22 protein-coding genes are annotated in these 21,305 nt (G+C 41.6%); 10 read left to right on the top strand and 12 right to left on the bottom strand.

Features of this window, described 5'->3' with window-relative positions:
* Positions 1-12: 12 nt before the first annotated feature.
* Positions 13-969 (bottom strand): MBL fold metallo-hydrolase, encoded by a 957-nt coding sequence (locus tag F9L33_RS12925; RefSeq protein WP_152143211.1) that lies wholly within the window; start codon positions 967-969, stop codon positions 13-15.
* A 172-nt stretch (positions 970-1,141) separates the two neighbouring features.
* On the opposite strand from F9L33_RS12925, the gene F9L33_RS12920 reads away from it, so the two are divergent.
* Positions 1,142-2,068, top strand: a complete 927-nt coding sequence (locus F9L33_RS12920; protein WP_152143210.1) for a LysR family transcriptional regulator — start codon at positions 1,142-1,144, stop codon at positions 2,066-2,068.
* Between the two features lie 98 nt (positions 2,069-2,166).
* Here F9L33_RS12920 and F9L33_RS12915 read toward each other — a convergent pair whose 3' ends face one another.
* A complete protein-coding gene (locus F9L33_RS12915) occupies positions 2,167-2,421 on the bottom strand; it encodes a hypothetical protein (protein WP_152143209.1) in 255 nt (84 codons plus the stop codon).
* A 359-nt stretch (positions 2,422-2,780) separates the two neighbouring features.
* Positions 2,781-3,500 (bottom strand): cellulose biosynthesis protein BcsS, encoded by a 720-nt coding sequence (bcsS, locus tag F9L33_RS12910; RefSeq protein ID WP_152143208.1) that lies wholly within the window; start codon positions 3,498-3,500, stop codon positions 2,781-2,783.
* Positions 3,501-3,699: 199 nt separating this feature from the next.
* Here bcsS and F9L33_RS12905 point away from each other — a divergent pair, with 199 nt between their 5' ends.
* Genes F9L33_RS12905 through F9L33_RS12895 form a run of 3 tightly spaced genes read left to right on the top strand, consistent with a single transcriptional unit; the run spans position 3,700 to position 7,920 of the window.
* Positions 3,700-4,254, top strand: coding sequence for a sugar dehydrogenase complex small subunit (locus F9L33_RS12905; RefSeq protein ID WP_152143207.1), 555 nt, complete (start codon positions 3,700-3,702; stop codon positions 4,252-4,254).
* A gap of 4 nt (positions 4,255-4,258) precedes the next feature.
* Positions 4,259-5,857, top strand: a complete 1,599-nt coding sequence (locus tag F9L33_RS12900) for a GMC oxidoreductase (RefSeq protein ID WP_152143206.1) — start codon at positions 4,259-4,261, stop codon at positions 5,855-5,857.
* A gap of 8 nt (positions 5,858-5,865) precedes the next feature.
* Entirely contained in the window at positions 5,866-7,920 is a 2,055-nt protein-coding gene (locus tag F9L33_RS12895) for a glycosyltransferase (protein WP_152143205.1), read from the top strand.
* A gap of 175 nt (positions 7,921-8,095) precedes the next feature.
* Here the strand turns inward: F9L33_RS12895 and F9L33_RS12890 are convergent, their stop codons facing one another.
* Positions 8,096-8,275 carry an AlpA family transcriptional regulator gene (locus tag F9L33_RS12890; RefSeq protein ID WP_152143204.1) on the bottom strand — a complete coding sequence of 60 codons (180 nt, stop codon included), beginning with the start codon at positions 8,273-8,275 and terminating at the stop codon, positions 8,096-8,098.
* Between the two features lie 300 nt (positions 8,276-8,575).
* On the opposite strand from F9L33_RS12890, the gene F9L33_RS12885 reads away from it, so the two are divergent.
* Positions 8,576-9,151, top strand: a complete 576-nt coding sequence (locus F9L33_RS12885; protein ID WP_152143203.1) for a hypothetical protein — start codon at positions 8,576-8,578, stop codon at positions 9,149-9,151.
* A gap of 150 nt (positions 9,152-9,301) precedes the next feature.
* Here F9L33_RS12885 and F9L33_RS15950 read toward each other — a convergent pair whose 3' ends face one another.
* The 5 genes from F9L33_RS15950 to F9L33_RS12865 form a co-directional block, all read right to left on the bottom strand.
* Positions 9,302-9,898, bottom strand: a complete 597-nt coding sequence (locus F9L33_RS15950) for a site-specific integrase (protein ID WP_226804128.1) — start codon at positions 9,896-9,898, stop codon at positions 9,302-9,304.
* A 278-nt stretch (positions 9,899-10,176) separates the two neighbouring features.
* A complete protein-coding gene (locus tag F9L33_RS15945; RefSeq protein WP_226804127.1) occupies positions 10,177-10,293 on the bottom strand; it encodes an Arm DNA-binding domain-containing protein in 117 nt (38 codons plus the stop codon).
* Positions 10,294-10,755: 462 nt separating this feature from the next.
* Positions 10,756-11,619: a sulfotransferase domain-containing protein gene (locus F9L33_RS12875; RefSeq protein WP_226804126.1), complete on the bottom strand. Its 864-nt coding sequence runs from the start codon at positions 11,617-11,619 to the stop codon at positions 10,756-10,758.
* The gene (locus F9L33_RS12870) at positions 11,619-12,446 is read right to left on the bottom strand and encodes a sulfotransferase domain-containing protein (RefSeq protein ID WP_152143202.1); all 828 of its coding nucleotides are present in this window, start codon (positions 12,444-12,446) and stop codon (positions 11,619-11,621) included. The genes F9L33_RS12875 and F9L33_RS12870 overlap by 1 nt, the downstream gene beginning before the upstream one ends.
* 95 nt (positions 12,447-12,541) lie before the next feature.
* Positions 12,542-13,681, bottom strand: a complete 1,140-nt coding sequence (locus tag F9L33_RS12865) for a porin (protein ID WP_152143201.1) — start codon at positions 13,679-13,681, stop codon at positions 12,542-12,544.
* Between the two features lie 620 nt (positions 13,682-14,301).
* Between F9L33_RS12865 and F9L33_RS12860 the strand changes: the two genes are divergently transcribed.
* Positions 14,302-14,541 (top strand): hypothetical protein, encoded by a 240-nt coding sequence (locus tag F9L33_RS12860; protein ID WP_152143200.1) that lies wholly within the window; start codon positions 14,302-14,304, stop codon positions 14,539-14,541.
* Positions 14,542-14,547: 6 nt separating this feature from the next.
* Here F9L33_RS12860 and F9L33_RS12855 read toward each other — a convergent pair whose 3' ends face one another.
* The 3 genes from F9L33_RS12855 to F9L33_RS12845 form a co-directional block, all read right to left on the bottom strand.
* The gene (locus tag F9L33_RS12855) at positions 14,548-14,916 is read right to left on the bottom strand and encodes a diacylglycerol kinase (protein ID WP_152143199.1); all 369 of its coding nucleotides are present in this window, start codon (positions 14,914-14,916) and stop codon (positions 14,548-14,550) included.
* A 128-nt stretch (positions 14,917-15,044) separates the two neighbouring features.
* Positions 15,045-17,006 carry an acetoacetate--CoA ligase gene (locus F9L33_RS12850; protein WP_152143198.1) on the bottom strand — a complete coding sequence of 654 codons (1,962 nt, stop codon included), beginning with the start codon at positions 17,004-17,006 and terminating at the stop codon, positions 15,045-15,047.
* Positions 17,007-17,081: 75 nt separating this feature from the next.
* Entirely contained in the window at positions 17,082-17,930 is an 849-nt protein-coding gene (locus F9L33_RS12845) for a lytic transglycosylase domain-containing protein (protein ID WP_152143197.1), read from the bottom strand.
* A 341-nt stretch (positions 17,931-18,271) separates the two neighbouring features.
* Between F9L33_RS12845 and F9L33_RS15800 the strand changes: the two genes are divergently transcribed.
* The 4 genes from F9L33_RS15800 (at position 18,272) to F9L33_RS12835 (ending at position 21,305) form a co-directional block, all read left to right on the top strand.
* On the top strand, positions 18,272-18,415 hold the full coding sequence (locus tag F9L33_RS15800; protein WP_193222042.1) for a hypothetical protein: 144 nt from the start codon (positions 18,272-18,274) through the stop codon (positions 18,413-18,415).
* A 106-nt stretch (positions 18,416-18,521) separates the two neighbouring features.
* Positions 18,522-18,665 (top strand): hypothetical protein, encoded by a 144-nt coding sequence (locus F9L33_RS15795; RefSeq protein WP_193222041.1) that lies wholly within the window; start codon positions 18,522-18,524, stop codon positions 18,663-18,665.
* Positions 18,666-18,809: 144 nt separating this feature from the next.
* Positions 18,810-19,649, top strand: a complete 840-nt coding sequence (gene cpaB / locus F9L33_RS12840) for a Flp pilus assembly protein CpaB (protein WP_152143196.1) — start codon at positions 18,810-18,812, stop codon at positions 19,647-19,649.
* 219 nt (positions 19,650-19,868) lie between these two features.
* Positions 19,869-21,305, top strand: coding sequence for a type II and III secretion system protein family protein (locus F9L33_RS12835; RefSeq protein WP_152143195.1), 1,437 nt, complete (start codon positions 19,869-19,871; stop codon positions 21,303-21,305).

Below are 21,305 nucleotides of genomic sequence, written 5' to 3'. Positions count from 1 at the left end.
ACCGATCAAACTTTATTGAGCACTGGCATATTCTGGGTCAGGTAAGAATCCATCTGCATAACCTTCAATACGCGCAAGTTGAAAATGCATACCTCGAATATTATCCTCCACCCACGCATCAAACTGCGCTAGAGAATGAAATTCTGAAACCGCTGCCAATTGCGAGCGGATATTGGCAACAGCCTGCGCCATGGGAGTTCGTGCAACTATGTGTTCCAGTGTCAAATCACGCAGGGTTTCAAGATAACGACGGAAAAGACGTAAACCATCTTTTCCACCTGTTATTGAGTGGCCGGGAGAAGCAAGCTCCCAGTTCATCGCATCCAGTTCACCCAGAGAACGGATCGTTCCCTCCATGTCATAACGGTTCAATTCGCGATAGGGTAATCTACCGATAACCAACCAGTCAATAACACTGAGCAAACCCTTGTCTGGCACGAGAAAGGAAATTGACCCTTTTCCATCATTTGGCCCATGATAACGAAGATGTATTTCCTGACCGCCCAGTCTGAGAGTATAGCCTTCATCGAAAGTTACATTGGCTGGTCTTGTTGCAACTTTCATTCGGACATGGCTCTCACGAGCCAACTCGCTGCTGATGTACTTTGGATCATGTCTGGCGAAAACCTCACCACCCGACGTATGGTCAGAATGATTGTGGCTATAAACAACAGCGGCCACAGGTTTGTCAAAACGTTGCGCAATCTGAGCATCAAGCCAGCTGGAAAAGTCTGCGTTCAAAGTGTCAAAAACGACAACACCATCATCCGTGTCCATCAGCAAGCCAAAGGTAAATTTTTCTCGCGTACGGTAAACACCATCGGCGATTTGTATGATCTCCCGATCCTCGGAATTTTCATGAGTGTGGGCCTGCGCAAAAGGCGCTACTAAGGGTGAAACAGCAATAGCAGCACCGCCAACCATGGTTGCTCGACGGGAAAATTTTAACTCGGATGCATCGTTTGTCATAATTACTATCTCCTTGGTTCTAGTTCTAAGCGATGCCTAGTATCAGACACTGCCTCGCTATTGATTTTAAAAGCTCACCGAATTGAAAACGAAATCATTGCCGTCTTTTTCGAATGATGAAACTAAGATAGAGCTTGTCAATGTTTCAGAACAGTGAGATAAAGTTGAACTCATGGTTCAAGAAATTAGAACATTAGGATTGCCCGCCCTCGTCAGTTTCCACACGGTTGCAACAATCGGTGGTATAAGCGCGGCCGCTGACCAGTTGGGAATTGCCAAGTCCGGTGTCAGCCGACATGTCGCACAGCTCGAAAATCAATTGGGTGTAAAACTCTTTGAGAGAGGGGCACGGTCGGTCAAGCTGACACCAATTGGGGAACGTCTACAACATAGGGTTGCCTCGGTTTTGGCTGAAATTGACTTGATCCAGGATATCGCGCGCGAGGAAAGCACCGGTATATCCGGGCAAGTCAACATTGCGGCAACGCATGAATTTGGTGGTCTTGTCGCATCAAGACTGTTCCCCATCGCTCGTGAGCGACATCCAGACCTGACCCTGGTTATGCGAACCGAGTACGACTTTGCCGACCTGCAAGATCCTGGCACCGATATTGCCTTTCGAATTGGCAAGGTCCACGATGATCGCCTGATTGCGCGTGAGATGGGGTCCTTCAGACGTATTCTGGTTGCTACACCTGAAGTTTGTGCGAAGTACAAGTTGAAACATCCCAAAGAACTTGCCGACGCGCCTTGCATGACCTTCCGTGGGAATCGCCCCGGAGCCATTTGGGAATTTGAGTCCCTAACGGAAGAAACTGCCGTTCCTGTCTCAGGCCCACTAGCCGTGCTGAGTTTCCATATTCTTTTGGATATTGCATTGGCTGGTCTGGGGTTTGCCCTCATACCTGAATTCATGCTAGGCGATTCCGTGACCACGGGTAGGCTGGTAAGGTGTTTGCCTGACTTCCAAGTGCGAGCCCATCCGGTGTTCCTCGCATATCGGCCTGGCGCACGCCGGATTGCACGCATCGATGCAACGATCAAACTCTCGGAAGATATCCTTCCCGACATTCTGTCCAGAGAGGGCATGTTGGAGTAGTTCCGAATACGCACTAGACAGCCTTATTGAGAAACGTTTTCTTCACCTTCGCATCTCGCCGCGCAGTCATGCGGAAGTCAATCGTCTGCTCGTTTGCGTCAACAGCACGCTACAGGTAACGGCACTTTCTGCTGACACGGATGAGTCTGAACCCACCAGCCCATGCAGTCTTGGGAGAACAGGGTTTTATCAATGCCGCAGACCGTGTGCAGGCCGCCCTTGGTTTGGAAGGTCACCCCAACACGAAATATAACAAGCGTTCTCACGTTTCCAAAGATGGCATCGATAACATCTTTGGTGATTGCCGATAGGTATTGTCCCGCTAGGACCAAACCAATTTTGAACTTACGCATAGCTCTCCCCCAAACTTGTGCATACAGGGATGTGCAAGTTTTTGCGGGCAAATTTGGGCGGGAAGCGGACGTTCACTGCGGATGGAGGATCTATGGGATCACCCAGAAAAAGACGCCATTTATTCAAGAGTTAAAACTTTGAATGCTGCAATCGATCTAATGATCGTTCTGAGCCCAAATAAAACATTAGAATATAAACGTGAAACAAAATACCATTAATCACCACTTTAATGAAGCGACAAAATCAAGGATGTAATACTGATCAAAGCATATGGAAAGATGATGATGGATAGTGCTGATATAATTGTAAAAAGCCCCACTTGTTTCAGCGGGGCTTAAAATATTTTTATTGTGTGTGCTTAAAAAGGACGAACTAAAGAAAAGCCAGCATAAGCTCCATCAGAACTACCATTGCCGCTTGAATTCGCATAACCGACATTCACAGAAACATCTAGTGAGTTGACCTTTAGACCGCTAATGAACGCGCCATATTTCTGGCTATCATATTCTTCGTTACCTAACAAAGATGCTTCTGGGCCTACGGAAAACTTACCAACATTAAACCCAATGCGCCCGCGGGAATAATACGTCTCATTTGCACCTGAATAGCTTGCAATTAAGCTTGCTTGTGCTGGAGCATTTTCAGTTGTGCGTACTTCGCCTTGAATCTTAAATCCATGAGCTGATCCGCCTGTGCTATTTTGTGGGTCATTCGGGGTAAGAGCATTACTTTGAATATCAAGCCCTGCAAATCCGCTGATAATCGCTTGATTGCCAACAATCTGATAGCCGAGCATAAGATCTCCAGATACAGCTTCAATATCTACGGAGCCACCCGCAACGGCAGCTGTTTCATAATTGTAATCACCGTAGGCTATAAATCCTCTGCCTAAATATCCGCTTTTGTTTAGATCGCCATTAAAAGCTTTGATGAGACCTGTATATACCGTTAGGCTATCGGAACCAACTTCGGATCCAAAAATCAGAACAGATGAGTTTGTTTCTTCTGCCAAAACGGATGTCGTTGATATTAGCAAAGCTGTTGCTGAAACTTTAGTAATAGAATTTAGTGTAAGCATTTCATTTCCCCTGAAACCATAATTAAAATATTACATAATATTACTTATCATGAGTGGATATAATAAATTTTAACAGCTTGTAAAATAAACCAACTATGTTGCAAAATTGATATTTTATGAAAGAATATCGGTTTAAGAAGTACCCCATGATACTTTTTGTGCTAATGGGGTTAAAATTACAAATATACGAGTTGTATTTATGAATGTCCTGAACCGACGCAGTGTTGTCCTATCTTTGTTGTCTTACGGGTTAGGAAATACGGCTATGGCAAAAGAAACGCTCCGAATATTTCAGAATTACAGCCCCAGCCTTAATGATCCAGAACATCCATCTTTTGATGTTTTCTATCATTTATCACAATTAATATGCTGTCGTGAAAATCTTGACAAAGATGGCGCACAAACAATGTATCTTTTAATGCAACAAGAACCTTGGGGGAAGAAGCACATTTCGACAGCTTATACCGAAATTAAGAATGGTTTGGAAAACAGACAATCCGATGCATCCATAGCAGACTTAGTCGAAGCCAAAGAAATCGGGGATGGTGAAGCTTGGTTTGTTTCCCACATATTGTCGACTTGGTATACGGGCATTTACTTCCATGAAGCACAGCCCAAGCAAAGAATATTATATGATGCGGCTTTAATGTGGGATGTAGTCGGTAATTATATTGCCCCTCCAGGAACCAGAATCTTAGAACCAGGTAGTTGGGCAAATATTCCTGATGAATATCTAAAAAAACTCAAGAAATAATTCCATGCAAACTATAGAAACACATGCGGTAATAATAGGCAGCGGAGTTGCTGGCGCAATAATAGCATACAAGCTTAGCCAAAGCGGTGTAAAAACAATCATTTTAGAAGCAGGTCCAAGATTTACCCGAGAAGACGTTTTCGAGCGTCAACAAGAAACATGGAAACTGGATAGTTCTGCGCCATATCCAAATACTAAATTAGCACCGCGAACCGACCCATCGGACCCATCAGAAGATTACATCGGAAATGTTGGCGGCACGCCCTACCAAGCTGACCATCTACGTGGTGTTGGCGGTACAACATGGCACTGGGCAGCTGCTTGCCATCGGTTTTTGCCACAGGATATGGCAATTAATTCTAACTATGGTGTGGGAATTGACTGGCCGTTTTCTTATTCTGAAATAGAGCCTGATTACGCAACTGCCGAAAAAGAGCTTGGCGTCAGTTGTGAAGATAATGCCGATTGGGACTCCCCTAGATCAACTCCGTATCCAATGTCTGCAGTTGCAGCCTCTTATGCGGATTTAACAGTTTCTAAAGTTTTGAATGGCAACGGATATAACCTTCAGCCAAAACCTGTGGCAAGGAATAGCCGTCCATATGATAATCGCCCTCAATGCCATGGCCATCACAACTGTACAAATGTCTGTCCAATTGGAGCGCAATATTCTGGTGATGTGCACATCAATAAAGCCGAAGAATACGGCGCTCAAGTTTTAGCAGATGCCCTTGTAATAAGATTAGAAACAGACCGTCACAACCGTATTAAGAAAGCGATCGTAAAGCGCCCTGATGGTTCTCTTTTATCTGTAAAAGCTAATATATTTGTCTTAGCGGCAAACGGCATAGAGTCCCCGCGATTACTTCTTTCTTCCACGAGCGAAACGCATCCAAACGGCATAGCAAATTCTTCTGGTATGGTCGGGAAACGTCTTATGGATCATTATGGCTCTAAGATAAGTTTTGATATGCCATATCCTGTTTTCCCTGGTCGCGGGCCAGTGACTGCTTATGCGGATATTTCAAAGCGTGACGGTGATTTTAGGAAGAAACGTTCTGGATATTTAATATCGTTTATAAACCAAGATACCGTTAATAATCTAACGCTTGAAGCTCTACAACACAGCCTTGATCCTGTTGAGATAGACACTTATTTGAGTGACCTTGCTTTAAGGCGTCTAAGAGTGGAAACGTCAACAGAACAACTGCCAGATGTATCTAATAAGGTAAACGTCGACTTTAATAAGCGCGACAGTTCTGGGATGCCAAAAATCTCTATACATTATAATGTGGATAGCTACGTAACTGATGGTGTAGAGGCCAGTTATAACGACGTTGCTAGAATGGCCAAAATATTAGGCGCTACAAATATCAAGCTTCTAGGAACATATACACATCTCCATTCATCAGGGACTTTAATGATGGGCCATGATAACAAACGATTTGTTGCAGATGACGTTGGACGCAGCCATGATCACCCTAACCTGTTCATTGCAGGTTCTGCTTTATTTCCGTCAGTAGCGACAACGACGCCAACACTCACGATTTCAGCTATGGCGCTTCGAACCGCACGGTCGATTTTAACCCAGATTAATAAGTAAAGCCAACGATGCAAAATGGTATAAAAATCGAAGAACGCTTCCGCGAACGCCAGAAGTTACGCATTTTTGTTGCTGTCTTATTTATATGTTCTTCTGGTGCATATTTATTCTGGCGCCTCACAATCTTTAATGGTGATGCTCTAATCTTATCATCAATATTTTACACAGCCGAAATCATAGGGGTTATCATATCGCTTGGCGCTATTTTTTCAACAACGAGTCATAGATATAGAGCCTCGCCAGATTGCCCAGAAGGTAAAGAAGTAGATGTCTTTATCCCAACTTATAAAGAACCATATGATGTTATCAGACGTACGGTACAAGCCGCAGTTAACATTAAATACCCACATCAAACCATCATTTTAGACGATGGTAAAAATGTAGCCGTTAAAAAACTAGCGGATGAATTGGGGTGTTTTTATCTGTCTAGAGATGAAAATCATAATGCAAAAGCTGGAAACCTGAACTTTGGGTTGGCTCATAGTAAAGCAGAATTTGTTATGGTTTTTGATGCTGATCATATTCCAAAACCAAATGCCATACATGCATTGTTGGGGTTTCTTGAAGACCCTGAAGTGGCATTAGCACAAGCACCACAAGATTTTTATAATTCAGATTGCTTACAATTCGTGAATGGTCGTAATGGCGAATTGTGGCATGATCAAAGTTATTTTTATCACATTGCCATGCCAAACTCGGATCATTTTAACGCAACAACCTGTATTGGAACCAATGTAATATACAGACGTTCTGCATTAGATGATATTAACGGAATACCGACAGATACAGTCACTGAAGATTTACATACATCGTTAAAACTTCATAAAAAGGGATACAAAACTGCATTTCACAATGAAAGCATTGCTTATGGATTAGGTGAATTCCAACTGTCAGATTTTTACAAAGTACGCTTGCGTTGGGGGCACGGAAATATTCATGTGTTGCGACATGAAAATTTGTTTTTTTGTAAAGGTTTAACACTTCGGCAACGGATTGCGTATCTATTGGTCGGCTTAAATCATATTGAAGGTTGGCAGTATCTTATTTTCTACCTTCTTCCGATTTATTCACTCTTCACTGGTGTTGCTCCTTTTGAAGTTACTATTTTAAATATCCTTATTATGCTTATATATCCGATTTTCACTTATGCTTTGGTACAGGAATTTGCCTGTGGTTATGGCCGTTTTTGGGTCAATGAACTATACAGCATGATGCGGTTTCCCATAGCGATTATCGCAACATTTGCAGTATTTCGAAATAAGATGTCATGGCGGTATTCTAAAAAGGTTCCAAGTAATAATGCCGAGTGGTTGATGATGACACCACAATTATCTGTTGTATGTCTTAGTATTGTAGCAATTCTATATGCCTGCATATCAAATTGGAATGATTTGGAGGTGGGGGTTCTTACATCAATTATTTTAAATCCAAGTACGATTGTAAATATTGACATAAACGCAGTATTTAAAGCGGGCTTTAATTCTGATTTAATCTTGATTGCAAGCCTATGGGCCATGTTAAATATTGCGCGAGGATTTATATTTGTGCGCAAAATACTCTACCATTCTAAAAATACATTTGAGGATCACCGTTTCTCGATACCACTGATAGCGGAGCTATCAGTGGATGGTAAAGTTTATGAGCTTGTAACCTCAAAAATATCTATGTCTTTTGTCAGCTTTGAAACGGCAATAAAACAAGCCAGTCATACAACTCCGATTGATGGAAAAATCTATTTCCCTAATGGATCAGCAAGAGTAACCCTTAATGCTTTTTATGAATCGCAAGGTGCATTAAAAACTGACTTTTCTTTAAGTGTACCTGACCAAAATGAGAGAAAGTTATTGGAAGATGCTCTCTACTCAACTGGCTGGCAAAGGGATACTTTTAATTCGAACTCAGATTTCACAACGCCACTCAGTTTTATTCGCCAAGGTTTTAAAACAAGCATTAGAACAAAATCTAAATGTGCGAAGAAACCCTTCTTGATAGAAGAAACTAATTGTAAAAAAGTAATCAAATACCACATAACAGACGATGTAAATAACACTAGTACAATCTGAAACAGTAATAATACTAAAGATAAAGTGCCGTGTAATACTTTGAACGAAAAGTTAGCTTCCCCAAATTTTTCTTGAACGGCAGCTTAGGGCCGGAAGCCGGCATGGATAGTTTGGGCAGTTTTACCCAACCTATGCACAGTTGGGCCGCCCAGCTCCACAAGGAAGCTTGTGTTGGTTACTTTCGGTGTAACAAGCGTTGTTCAAGCCAATCTAAGACTTCACTTTCAACCCATCCCACTCTGTTAGGGCCCAGCTGCACCCTTTTAGGGAATAGGCCTGCCTTTTCCAGTCGTGCAACGTGTTGGGGTGAATATAAGACCAACTCTTTCAACGCCTTCTTCGATAGTATCCTCATCACAATGTCTCCTATGTAATATAGGAGCATCGCGATACCCCAAGGGTTAAGCCTCGAGGGACGTTCTTGCTATCATGGGTTGATTAAGTTTTCTAGGTATTCGTCATATGCAACATACAAAAGTACGCATTGGGGCAGCACATCAACGCCATTCAATTGATGCCAAGAGCTTGTGAACTTTATTTCTCCCAAAAATAACACAAATGTACAAACAGCGATAAACACTTACTTTCATATTGAAGGTATATGCAAAACAAATTACCTCTTAAAATCTTATTATTTTAAAAGGATACTATATTTATGGAAAAAGAAATGATTGGAGTTTTTTTTGGATTTTCGAGTGTTGTTCTTGCACTTATTGGCTTGGCCGTAACTATATATTTTAATAACTCTAAGCTAAGTAGGAATTTAAATAAAATAATAGAAATCCAAAATGGTGTCCTCACTGTAGAACAAGCCAAAAAGATTTCTGAGTTTCATTTAAGGGATATTAAAAAAGATCTTGATGAAAGCTTAAAGAACTTTGGCAGTCGGATACTCCCTGAGGCTGTTAAAACGGGAGATAAAGATAACGTTCAGAGACATTTATTAAATATAGCTGATAGTAGTATTGGCAAATCAAGGAACAATATTTCAATCTTTCTTTTGAGAGGAGATGTAAGGTTAGATTATTTTATGGAGAAAGTTAATCCTATCAACGGTGGTATAATCAAAAGCGTTGTTCAAGCTATGTATGAGGACATGGAGCAAGTTTTTTCAACGGAGAACCCTGATTTTGATCTGGTGATGTCAAAAGTATCCCTTCGTGTTGATGAGACAATACGAGCAGCCAAGAGCCGTATTATTGATGGGTTAGATGAGCTATACCGTAAATAAATATTGGATCATGCCTCGCTGAGCGGATTTTCTCGTAGATAGGTTAGCACCAATTTTGTTTTTATGGGCCAGTTTGCCCCCACATTTAAAGTTAAACACTAGCCTCATAGTAAACACTTATGCGCCTCTCTTCGGAGAAATATCGTTCCATCATGGATTGATTAGGTTTTCTAAGTATTTGTCATATGCGGTTACAGCAGTACGCATTTCATCCATATATGAATGGCGATTGTACACAGCAGCCACACCACTAATGGTACCTGAAACGTGGTTAAGCAGTTTTTCGGTGACATGAATAGGTGTACCAATCTTGGCATGGACGGTTGCAAAGGTACGGCGAAGGTCATGTAGAGTGTACGGCTCAACGTTCTCTAGCTCTTTATCAAATCGCGCTTTAGATTTACCCCAACCATTAAAAACCGTTCCTTTCTCACTTACAGATGGAAACAGGGATTTACTGTTTTTTGATAAGCCTTCCAAAGGCTCAAAAGTCAGCGAACCGTAGGGTATCGTATGAGTATGTTTGTTTTTAGTAAGAGTGGAAGGTAACGTTATTATTCGCTCATCTGGATCAATCCAGTCCCATTCTAGGTGGGCAACTTCGTTTCTACGCATACCAGTCAGAATTAATAGCGTCACAATTCGCCCAAAGGAGTATTGGTGAATGTGAGCTTTGGTAAATACTTCCGCCAATTCAGCATCTGTAAGAACACGTTCGCGCGGTTTAGAGGCTGTAGGTGGCTTCATGGATACAATCGGGCTTACATCTATATACTGCTCTCTGAGTGCCCAATTGAGAAAAGTACGAAAGCAACAAAAGCATGATGCTGTTCTGACTGTGATGTTGTGATCTTACGTATACGGGATTGTATATCTACTCGTGTAATCTCATTGAGACGTTTACGACCAAAACGAAAATGAGCGTCTAATCGTTTGCGATAGTAGTCTACCGTGTTCTTCTTATTCTTAGCAGCACACGCTTCAAGGAATAATTCACGCCCTTCTGAATATGAAATTGATCGCCCCTACTTAATCCCAAGAGTAATCTGCGCCATAAGCTGCTTCGCTTTATCACGAGCTTGTTTGAGACTGATGGTCGGATATTTACCAAGTGTTTCTCTTTGGCGATTAACACCATGCACTTAACAAAAGACTTTGAACCGCCTTGAGAGACACGCACACCAAACCCTTTCATATTTTCATCCCAATAGGTTGTCTGCCCATGGTCAGTTAAGGGTAATGTTTTAACGGTAATATCTGTCAGATTTACTTTTGCATGATCTTAGGCTCTTTTAGGCTCTAAAATAACGGGTGTAGAGGCGGTTTTACATGTTCTTCTATGTTCACAAATATCAATTTAAATATATGAAATAAAATGATAAATATATCCGTATGTTCAACTATGATTTGTGTAAAACGAGAACTGAAAACCCTCGTGTCGGTGATTCAAATCCGCCCTCGGGCACCATTTAATCTCATATTCTGAATGAAATATAAGATTTTCTAGTGGTGATTTTTAAACGATCGCGCAAACTTGCATATCCAATACTTATAACGCACCAATACATGTTGATTGTTTAATTTATTGAAGGATATGAATTAAGTCACTTGCCTGCAACAAATGCTGCAGCTTGCTCGCCTATCTCGGGGAAAAACTCTTCAATTGTTGGCTTAAATTCAGAGTGGATGCGATCAACCTGCTCTGGCGTTAAATGCTCCACCCACCCCCCTGCTTTACCGGATGCAAAAAACCTTTTCATACCTGCTGGCTTCTCTTTAAACCCTTGTTTTTCCTCTTGTTCTTGCAAAGTTTTGAACGAAGTTTCTTTCAATGTTTTTTGCAAGCGAGTATATTCGGCGGGCACCTGTAAAAATTTCAACATCGCCTTATATGCAACTTTAGGGTTATCGACCATGTCTTCATATCGCATTAAATGCCTAGGCAAACCTGGCGCTTTGGTCCAACTTTGAACATGGTCATCCCATCTGCCAAGAGCTTCTAAAATACCGTTATCAGTTGATGTAATGCTCATTGGATCACACAATCGATCAATCACTTCATCATGTGGAACATTCAAATGCCGTGCAAAAGAAACCGCTACATCAAATGGGTTTCTGATGATACAAATTGCAGCCGCAGTTACCTCTGGAGCAATCAAATGGTATCCTTCAATATTCGCAATCTTCGAATGCGTTTTTACAAAACGATTTCCACCAGTAGATTGATTGATCAACTTCAGCACTTTTGACCTCATGATGATCCAATCATCAATTCCGGTACCAGTATATTCACCACCTGCAGCTTTATTGAACCAATCCTTACGCACATCAGACGTGGTTATCGACGATAACTCATTAATGCTTAATTCTTTTCCCGTTGGTTGGAAATAATTACCCAAAAAAGAGCGAACCCATGTATTGCCAGATTTAGGATACGATCCAATCCAAATAATATTACGTTGTTGCATCAGATTTCGTATCCATATTTTTTCATCACACGACCGTGGTCTCGTAGGACTCGGTCGATCTGATCTTGGTTCAGCTCTTGCTTCCATTGACCCGATGTACCAGATCGAAAGAAACGCTCTTGGGTATCAGATTTTTCTACAAAACTCGCTTTATCTTCTTGCTTCTGAAGCTCTTTGAATTCAGAAAACTTCACAGATCTTTCTAACCGTTCTTGATCTACTGGTAAGCCAATATGTTCAATTACTTTTGAAAATGCTGTGATTGGATCACCCAGCATATCTTCATATCGCAGTGTAAGAACCGGAAATTTGCGCGCCTTTGTCCAACCAACAACGTGATTTGACCACGTTCCTATAAACTGAAACGCAGATTCCCCGCCCCCTTGTAAGGTATTGCTTTTACGCGCAATTCCCTCGATCGCAGCATCAATGGTCATATCATAATGGTTTGCATAAGACAGGATCATATCTAAAGGGTTGCGCATGATATAAATTGCAGATCGGGTGAACTCTGGCGGAATCAGACGGTTACCAAAAGCTGTGCCATTTTCATTATGAGTTTTCACCAAATTCACATCAGCCTTGTTATTTACAATACCTTGCAAAACAGCAGGCCTTACTTTCGCACATAATTGAGGATTAGTAGGATCAAATTGTGTCTTCATGACCATTTGATAAGCCTTAGAATTTGAATCCCCAATCCCAATCCTATGAACCTCGTTGATTGGCACAGCTTTATCCGAATTTATAATATAATTGGCTAAAAACACCCTCAGCCAAGTGTTTCCAGATTTAGGATAAGATGCCAGCCATACGATAGATTTCATTAGCGAGAGACTCTTTCAATTGAACGCAGCCTATACATAGAAAAAAGGGGCAGCCTAGGCCACCCCTTTTCCATTATTAAGGTAAGTAACTTAACTTAGAAGCTGAACTGAGCAGCTACACCAAGTACAGTACCTTCAACGTCGTCAGCTGGGTTGCCAGCTTCTTCGAATTGTGTGTTTGCTACGAATGCAGATACAGCAAAGTTTGAGTTAACTTTGTATTTTGCAGCCAAAACGATTGTGTCTAGAGACTCACGATTAACACCGTCATCTGCAGTTGCAGCAACGTTATCCAAACCTTCATTGTCACGGTTTTCACCAGCGAAGTATGTCAATGAGTAGCTCATTGGGCCATTTGCGTAGCCGATACCCACGTCATATGAAGAACCATCGCCAAGTCCGCCAGCTGTACCATCTTGCTCAGCGTATGAACCGCCGATTGAGAAACCACCGAAACCTAGTTTAAGACCTGCGCCCCAAACTTCTGGATCAGGTGCGCCAGCGATTGCTGATGCTGTGCCGTAACGAGCAGATGCATTGATGTCTACGCCACCAAAAGAACCGCCGTAGTTAGCTGCGATATCAACAAAGTCAGTTGTTACTGCATTATTGTCTACAGCACCGTTACCTTGGCCTGCGTCACGTGCGTATGAGACACCCAATTGTAAGCCACCAAAACGTGGTGAGAAGTATGTGATACGGTTTGCATCGTTGTTACCAGCGTTTTCGATGTATGTTGCACCCAATGTGCCACGGAATACGTTAGCACCAACAGTTGCACCTGAGTAAGGTACGAATGCTGTCAATGAGCTTGATTGTGCGAAAATAGGTGAAACGTCTGGCGCAGCTACAGTCATTTTGTAACCAGCAGAGTTTTCAGAACCGATCAACACTTGGCCGAAGTCACCTTGAATGTATACGTATGACTCATCAATGTCATCAGTTGCAGCACCAGCAGTATTACCGCCACCTGAGCCTGCTTCCAATTGGATTTCTGCGCCAAATTTGATGCCGTTGTCCAATGTGATAGATGGTTTAAAGATGATTTCTGCGTTTGACAAAACATCGATACCATCGAAATCTGTACCAGCAAAGTTAGTACCTGTGTCAACAGAAGTGATTGCAACTGTTGTGTTGTAGAAACCGCCAACTTTTACGTCAACTGCGTGGCCATCAGCATATGCTGCGCCAGCTGTCAAAGCTAGGGCTGTTGTTGTAAGTAATGTGTTCTTCATTATCCCAATCCTTTATGATCGTGTTGCTAAATATTAGCATATTCAGTTTTCCAACATATCAGTAAACAGTGTTTGCTTAGCCTCAAGTCAGAGTAAGTAGTCTTAAACATCACCCCTCAGGGTTTTGCCTGTGCACATAAAAACACATAATATCGTTTCACAAACAAGTCGCACGAACAGTTTACTGGTAATTGAATGGTAAATAGTTACATCCATGCAACAGAAATACCGCTAGCAGTGCTAATAGAGTGTAATTTTATATGCAAGCCTGCCTTTAAAACACAGCAATTTACGACTCACAGTTTTGAAAAAATAGGAAAAGTAGCCTTATTTTTATGGGAAATGAGCTGTTTTTACAGCCCTCGGCATAAAAAACTGAGACTTAAATTTGAGCAAAGCATCAAATCCTCAAATACGAATCTAGACTCTCCAAACACTCACAAGATTCTCACAAGAATATTAGATATTGAGAGGGATGATTCAATATTTGGCCAATTTACCACACAAAGGGTTGGTATCGGCAACGAACATACAAAATGTTAAAAAACATACATAGAATATACATGAACTTGTATACATATGCGATTGCAAGCTCGCTATATGTCCGCTAGCCTAACTTTATGTTTACTATAGAACACGAATTTGACGCTACTGTCGTAACATTGATTGATGAGGGCCAAGCGCCTTTAAAAGAAGATGTTACGATTAACGTATTTGCTTCACAGGTTAATATAGAACAGCTAGATCCAAGAACCGATCAAGTTCAAAAGATCACGCTTTCGATGTCTCAAATAAGGGATTTGGAAGCCGCATTAGATTTACCTGAAGGTAGCTATCAGATAAAGTCAGCAACAACTTGATCCGCTTTAGATAACTTTAGGCAAAGCGATAATCACCCAAATTACACCTGTGGTGACAGCAGTTAGGGCAACCGCTGCACATCCAGCGTCTTTTGCTTTCTTGGATAATGGATGAATATCACTTGAAACACGGTCAATTGCGGCCTCAATTCCAGTGTTGAACAGTTCTGCAACCAAAACCAGCAATCCAAACCCTATAATCAGTGCCTGCTCGACTGCTGTCATATCAATCGCAAATGTAAGTGAGGCTGAGACAATATTAGCAATACACCATTGTGGAAAGCTAGCTTCTTCTTTCCATGTGATTTTCAAACCGTCCCAAGTATTCACAGCTCTCGCAACAATACGTGCCGCTTCTCTCTTAATGTACCCCATTGCGCCCCTCTTCTTTTATCACGGCACCTTATATGATGCATTTCTATCATTTATAAGCTTTAGCTTATTTTTTGGAACATCAAACTTTTATTTCATCTGTAGATAGAACAGAGCAGTTCATAGAAACTTTAACTCTTTAGAATGTCTAGATCCTGGTACAGTTCTAAGGCTTCTGGGTTTGCCATTGCTTCTGTATTCTTAACAACACGTCCATGAACAACATCACGCACGGCCAGTTCAGTAATTTTGCCTGATTTGGTGCGTGGAATATCCGCAACAGCCACAATTTTCGCAGGCACATGCCGGGGTGTAGCATTCTGACGAATTTCTGATTTAATGCGTTTTATCAGGCCATCGGTCAGTTCAACACCTTCACGTAGGCGCACAAAGAGTACGACGCGCACGTCATTGTCCCACTGTTGGCCAATCACCAAGCCTTCCAACACTTCTTCTATACGCTCTACTTGGCGATAAATCTCTGCAGTGCCTATACGTACGCCACCTGGGTTTAAAACGGCATCAGACCGACCAAAGAAAGTCATGCCTTTTTGGTCGGTTAGCTCAACCCAATCACCATGATGCCAGATATTGTCGAACTTCTCAAAATATGCGGCACTATATTTAGCTCTGTTTTCGTCCTTCCAAAATCCAATAGGCATTGAAGGATGTGCCGACGCACAGACAAGCTCACCAGGCTCACCATTAGTTGCTTGACCGTTTTCATCAAATACCTGAACATTCATTGCCAAATGGCGCTTCTGACATTGCCCACGGTAGACAGGACTGATTGGGCTTCCACCAACAAAACACGCCATAATATCTGTGCCACCTGCAATTGATGACAAACAAACATCAGATTTCCATCCATTATAAATATAATCAAACCCTTCTGGCGCTAATGGTGATCCTGTCGACATAATCGTACGCAAAGCAGATAAATCATGTGTTGCAATAGGTTTAACATCCGATTTGGCACAGGCGTCTATGTATTTCGCAGAAGTGCCAAAATGTGTAACTTTTTCATTGGCTGCAATATCTGCGAGCCGGTTTCCATTTGGATAGAAAGGAGAACCATCAAAAAGGATTAGAGTCGCGCCAGAGGCCAAACCGCTAACCAACCAATTCCACATCATCCATCCACACGTTGTAAAATAGAAAAAACGATCATTCGGTTTTATATCACATTGCATCTGATGTTCTTTAAGATGCTGTATAAGCGAACCTCCGACAGAATGCACAATACACTTTGGCAACCCTGTGGTCCCTGATGAAAATAGGATGAATAAAGGTGCCGCAAAATTCACACGAGTGTATTCAATATCTCTTACAGCATATGCATCTAATACATCTTTCAGATGCACACCTTTACCAGCCAAATCAGAAATATCAGCACGTTCCTCTACATAAGGAATAACGATTACATCCTTAATTGAAGGAATTGCGTCCGCCAATTGGCCAGCGACCTCTAAACAAGAATGTGTTTTACCGTTGTAGTGATACGCATCCGCTGTGAATAAAATTTTTGGTTCAATTTGCCCAAAACGGTCTTTCACGCCATTTAGACCAAAATCTGGGGAACATGATGACCATACGGCCCCTAAACTTGTTACGGCCAACATAGCTACAACCGCCTCTGGTAAATTTGGCAAAAAACCTGCAACACGGTCTCCAGCTTTGATACCTTTATCCGTTAATGCCTGCTGTAGCTTTGAAACAGTATCGCTTAAGTCCACCCAAGACCACTCTTTGCGGGTCCCATCTTCACCATGAAAAATAATCGCAGGACCATCACCCGCCTTTGAAAGCAGGTTTTCCGCAAAATTCAATTCCGCATTTGGAAAAAACTGCGTATCAATTAATGTATCAGTATCACCTAAAATTGGAGCACCTTTTTCACCAACAACGCCGCAAAAATCCCACAAAGCATCCCAAAAATCTTCTGGGGATTTAACAGACCAATCCCAAATCTGGTCATAATCCAATGCTTCAACACCAGATGTTTGTGAGGTTTGCAGGTGAAATTGTGCCAATAAGCTTGCGTTCATACGTTCAGCTGAAGGTGCCCATAAAGGTTGCAAAGTATCTGACATTTGATTCCCCATCGATTTGCTCGGGCAATCTGTTCAAGTTTTGGGCATTTTACCAGCCCGTATTATTACTATTGCTTAGTTTTTTGGACTCAAATCAAAAACACACCCATCTGTTGCATACTTAGGAGGTGTTTTACACAACGCTTTGGCAACCTTCCATGCAGCGACTACTTTAGGGACATATCCGCGTGTTTCAGCAAAAGGAGGCACGCCTTTATGCTTCTTTACTGCGTTCTCGCCTGCATTATAACCCGCAAGAGCTAGAATTGGATCACTCTGAAATTCTTTTAATAGCCAATCTAAATATGCTGCGCCGCCAGAAATATTCTGTTTTGGGTCCGTGCTGTCATTAACATTAAATCTTTTTGCAGTTTCTGGAATCAGCTGCATAAGCCCAACTGCACCAGCTGAACTCACTACATCAACACGCCCGGCAGATTCCACACCTATTACAGCCAACACAAACGCAGGTGATATTTTCTTGTCTAATGTCGCAACCATAATTTGCGGGCCATAGCTTTTAACTAATTTGCGCATACTTTCTAAACTTGGCGCAATATTCCCAGATTTTTGTGGTGTCTGTGATAGCTTCTCTTCTGCATCGATAAGGCGAGCTAAAGATGCGTTCGATATATCGTGATCAAATCCTGACCAAAACCATTCATATTGACCAACAGGTTTTATGGCGGTTTTAGTGCCGTCAATGATTGGTACAGTTTTTTGAGGTTCGGGCTTATCCTTATGATAATACGATTCATCTGGCTTGATTTGAATATTAATCCGAGATCCTAATGGCCGCTTTTCCACCTTGATCCGTTTAAAAACTGATTCATCGCCCGCATATATTGATGTGGAAGCGGCTATAGTACCCATAAAAACGGTGCACAAACCCACAAAGACCAACCTTGATCGCCAAATACCCATAAAATTGCCTGCTCTTTTTTTTGATCCTTATACGATATTTTGTAAAAACTGCGCAAATGTGGTCATATTTACGCAGAGACTGTGACATTACAGACATATTTCAGATTTTAGATTTGGCATTCACACAAAAAGTGAAAAAAATAAAAACACCTAAGCTATTGATAAAAAATGATTTTAAATAAAAAATTATACTTTTTAACTATTTTTTTTAGTTTTTTATATACCAGCCAAACTGTTGCCGTATTTAAAGTGCCTATTAGGTCTCGAAAGCAACGGGGCAACATACCCCAAAATAACAAACAAGCTTTCTTTACAACTTAGAGACCTTGGAGGGTACACAAATGAAAAAGTTTTTAAATGATGAGTCTGGCGCTGTAACAGTTGATTTCGTAGTTCTAACAGCTGGTGCTGTTTTGATCGCTGCAACAGTTGGTTCAGCTTTGGCAACTAAAGTTAACACAGCAGTTACTGCAATCTCACTTTAATAGTTGAGTAAAAATTACGCAGGCTTTTATTCTTAAAGGCCTGTCGTAACTATAAGATATAAACATAGTCATCAATGACTAATAAGAGACCCTGGAGGACACACAAATGAAAAAGTTTTTAAATGATGAGTCTGGTGCTGTAACAGTTGACTTCGTAGTTCTAACAGCTGGTGCTGTTTTGATCGCTGCAACAGTTGGTTCAGCTTTGGCAACTAAAGTTAACACAGCAATCACAGCAATTTCACTTTAATAGAATAGCAAAGTGAAATAATTACAGTGCCTTATCCTTAAGGAACTGTAAAATAAGATTTCAAAGATAGCCATACGTGGCTATCTTTTGCGCTCAAAAAAAATAAAAATAAGAGCAAAAATATAGCAGTTTTATGAGGTAACTATGCGCATCGTGTTTGCATTGGTATTGATCTTAGGTGTCGCTTTAGCGGGTGGTGCAGTTTACTTTGCAGGAAAGCAATTTACTGCAAATGCTTCGCACATTGCAGAATTGAAAAAGCGTGTAGCAAACAACGTTGAATTAATCGACGTATATGTAGCAGCAGAAAACCTATCATACGGTAAAGTTTTAACAAAAGAAGACGTAAAAATTATCGAATGGCCTGCAAATAGCATCCCTGAGACTGCATTTTCAAAAGCCGAAGACCTTTTTGGCTTAGATGGCGAAACTGATTTTAGAACAGTTGTCCGCGCGGTCGATGCTGGCGAAATACTCTTATCAACAAAAGTCACTGGTCTTGGTGAAGATGCAAGTGTTGCATCTAGTCTTTCTGATGGCATGCGTGCTTTTACATTGCGTGTTGATGTGGCATCTGGTGTATCAGGCTTCTTACGCCCTGGCGACAAAATCGATATCTATTGGACAGGTCGTGTGGGCGAATCTACGGTTACTCGATTAATCATGGATGAGATTGCTTTGATCGCGATTGACCAAAGCGCAAGCTCACAAACACAAGCACCGACAGTTGCAAAAACAGTAACAGTTGCAGTGTCTCCTCATACGGTAGCTGCTCTGGCACAAGCACAGTCTACGGGTAATTTATTGCTATCTTTACGCGGTGTTAATGATGAGACAAACTCTGAAAACATTGAAGTTACTCAAAATGACCTGCTTGGTCGCGTAGAAGCTCAGGCCGTAGTAAAAGAAGTCGAAAAAGTATGTACAATTAAGACACGAAAAGGCGCAGAAGTTATACAAGTGCCAATTCCTTGCTCGGATTGATAACGTAATTATTACTTCAATAAGAGCGCTGAGTGCGCTCTTTTTCGTTTCTAAAGACAATTTAAGTTCTTAAATTTCATACATTTAAGCTTGTGTTGCTAGTTATCCACACTAAGCAAACCTAATAAATCATTGATTCTTGCAATAAAAACACAATTGGCCCATGATGAATGTAATAATAATAATAAACGAAAACAGTGGTCAGAGAGGCAGGATCACATGAAATTAGTGAAAACACTATGCACAGTCGTGGCTGGGGCACTTTTTAGTGCGTCCCTTCCGGCAACCATGTCATATGCGCAAAATACATTACGAATTATGAGAGGTACTACAACGAGTGCTATCTCCGTTCAGCTTAACCAAGCAATTGTTATGGAGTCAGAGCAATCCTTCGCAGAACTCTCCGTGGCAAACCCAAGTATTGCAGACATTGCGACATTATCAGATAAAACAATTTACGTATTGGGTAAGTCGCCAGGTAAAACAGTTATGACACTGTTGGGCGCGGACGGTAAATTGATAACCAACGTAAATGTACGCGTAACCCCTGATCTTTCTGAGTTTAAACAACTTTTAAAAGAGATTATGCCAAAAGAGAACATTCAAGTGCGATCGGCAAATGATGGTATTGTTCTAAGCGGCACAGTATCAGGGCCATCAAAGATTGCATTGGCGCTTGATCTTGCTCAACGCTACGCACCTGAAAGAGTGACCAACTTAATAACAGTCGGCGGCTCACAGCAAGTATTGCTTAAAGTAAGGTTTGCAGAAATGCAGCGAAGCGTGGCTAAAACGCTAAGCTCATCAATCGGAATTAGTACAAGCTCTGGCGGTAAATTAAATGGCGGCCTTAGTGTGGGTAATGCAATAGCTGGTAGTGCTGTTGCAAATGGCAATGGAGGAACAGGTTTAAACAACCCTGCAGCATCATTATTAGATGGTCGCAATGGTGCCGTAGGGCTTGGATTTACATCTGGTGTTCTGGCAATCAATTTGCTTTTAGAGGCGTTAGAAAGCAAAGGTTTAATACGTACACTCGCAGAACCAAACCTTGTTGCCTTATCTGGTACAGAAGCAAATTTCTTAGGTGGCGGTGAATTCCCTATTCCAGTTTCGCAGGCCAATAATGTTACCACAGTGGAATTTAAACCATTCGGCATTGAGATGAAATTCATCCCAACAGTACTAAGCGGTGATCTGATTAATCTCGTTATGACAACAGCTGTAAGTGCTATTGATACAACAAACTCTCTTGTACTAGATGGCTTAACCATTCCAGCGTTTACACGCCGGGAAGCATCAACATCAATCGAGATGCGTGATGGGGAAAGCATTTCAATTGCAGGCTTATTACAGGAAGACTTCCGTGATTTATCAGGGCAAGTTCCATGGCTAGGTGACGTTCCAGTATTAGGCGCTTTGTTTAGAAGTGCCGAATATGAACGCAACCAAACAGAGCTGGTTATCATTGTAACAGCGCACCTCGTTTCGCCGGTTGATGGTGATGTGCTTGCACTACCTACAGATCGCGTCAAACTACCAAGCGATAATGATTTATTCTTATTTGGGCACATTGAAGGTAGCGGCAAAACACGTAAAGGTGGCACTGTAGCATCGCAAGACTTTAGCGGTTCTTATGGCTATGTGATGGAGTAA

Origin of the sequence: Amylibacter sp. SFDW26 (assembly GCF_009184395.1) — a bacterium.
Taxonomy (GTDB): Bacteria; Pseudomonadota; Alphaproteobacteria; order Rhodobacterales; family Rhodobacteraceae; genus Amylibacter.
The sequence above is the reverse complement of the archived record's forward strand: the minus strand, read 5'-3'. Positions and strand labels throughout refer to the sequence as shown.

What these genes read in the sequence shown, in the direction of transcription:
- F9L33_RS12925 (WP_152143211.1), bottom strand. Translation starts at nt 969, where the DNA reads ATGACAAACGATGCATCCGAGTTAAAATTTTCCCGTCGAGCAACCATG.
- F9L33_RS12920 (WP_152143210.1), top strand. Translation starts at nt 1,142, where the DNA reads ATGGTTCAAGAAATTAGAACATTAGGATTGCCCGCCCTCGTCAGTTTC.
- F9L33_RS12915 (WP_152143209.1), bottom strand. Translation starts at nt 2,421, where the DNA reads ATGCGTAAGTTCAAAATTGGTTTGGTCCTAGCGGGACAATACCTATCG.
- bcsS (WP_152143208.1), bottom strand. Translation starts at nt 3,500, where the DNA reads ATGCTTACACTAAATTCTATTACTAAAGTTTCAGCAACAGCTTTGCTA.
- F9L33_RS12905 (WP_152143207.1), top strand. Translation starts at nt 3,700, where the DNA reads ATGAATGTCCTGAACCGACGCAGTGTTGTCCTATCTTTGTTGTCTTAC.
- F9L33_RS12900 (WP_152143206.1), top strand. Translation starts at nt 4,259, where the DNA reads ATGCAAACTATAGAAACACATGCGGTAATAATAGGCAGCGGAGTTGCT.
- F9L33_RS12895 (WP_152143205.1), top strand. Translation starts at nt 5,866, where the DNA reads ATGCAAAATGGTATAAAAATCGAAGAACGCTTCCGCGAACGCCAGAAG.
- F9L33_RS12890 (WP_152143204.1), bottom strand. Translation starts at nt 8,275, where the DNA reads ATGAGGATACTATCGAAGAAGGCGTTGAAAGAGTTGGTCTTATATTCA.
- F9L33_RS12885 (WP_152143203.1), top strand. Translation starts at nt 8,576, where the DNA reads ATGGAAAAAGAAATGATTGGAGTTTTTTTTGGATTTTCGAGTGTTGTT.
- F9L33_RS15950 (WP_226804128.1), bottom strand. Translation starts at nt 9,898, where the DNA reads ATGAAGCCACCTACAGCCTCTAAACCGCGCGAACGTGTTCTTACAGAT.
- F9L33_RS12875 (WP_226804126.1), bottom strand. Translation starts at nt 11,619, where the DNA reads ATGCAACAACGTAATATTATTTGGATTGGATCGTATCCTAAATCTGGC.
- F9L33_RS12870 (WP_152143202.1), bottom strand. Translation starts at nt 12,446, where the DNA reads ATGAAATCTATCGTATGGCTGGCATCTTATCCTAAATCTGGAAACACT.
- F9L33_RS12865 (WP_152143201.1), bottom strand. Translation starts at nt 13,681, where the DNA reads ATGAAGAACACATTACTTACAACAACAGCCCTAGCTTTGACAGCTGGC.
- F9L33_RS12860 (WP_152143200.1), top strand. Translation starts at nt 14,302, where the DNA reads ATGTTTACTATAGAACACGAATTTGACGCTACTGTCGTAACATTGATT.
- F9L33_RS12855 (WP_152143199.1), bottom strand. Translation starts at nt 14,916, where the DNA reads ATGGGGTACATTAAGAGAGAAGCGGCACGTATTGTTGCGAGAGCTGTG.
- F9L33_RS12850 (WP_152143198.1), bottom strand. Translation starts at nt 17,006, where the DNA reads ATGTCAGATACTTTGCAACCTTTATGGGCACCTTCAGCTGAACGTATG.
- F9L33_RS12845 (WP_152143197.1), bottom strand. Translation starts at nt 17,930, where the DNA reads ATGGGTATTTGGCGATCAAGGTTGGTCTTTGTGGGTTTGTGCACCGTT.
- F9L33_RS15800 (WP_193222042.1), top strand. Translation starts at nt 18,272, where the DNA reads ATGAAAAAGTTTTTAAATGATGAGTCTGGCGCTGTAACAGTTGATTTC.
- F9L33_RS15795 (WP_193222041.1), top strand. Translation starts at nt 18,522, where the DNA reads ATGAAAAAGTTTTTAAATGATGAGTCTGGTGCTGTAACAGTTGACTTC.
- cpaB (WP_152143196.1), top strand. Translation starts at nt 18,810, where the DNA reads ATGCGCATCGTGTTTGCATTGGTATTGATCTTAGGTGTCGCTTTAGCG.
- F9L33_RS12835 (WP_152143195.1), top strand. Translation starts at nt 19,869, where the DNA reads ATGAAATTAGTGAAAACACTATGCACAGTCGTGGCTGGGGCACTTTTT.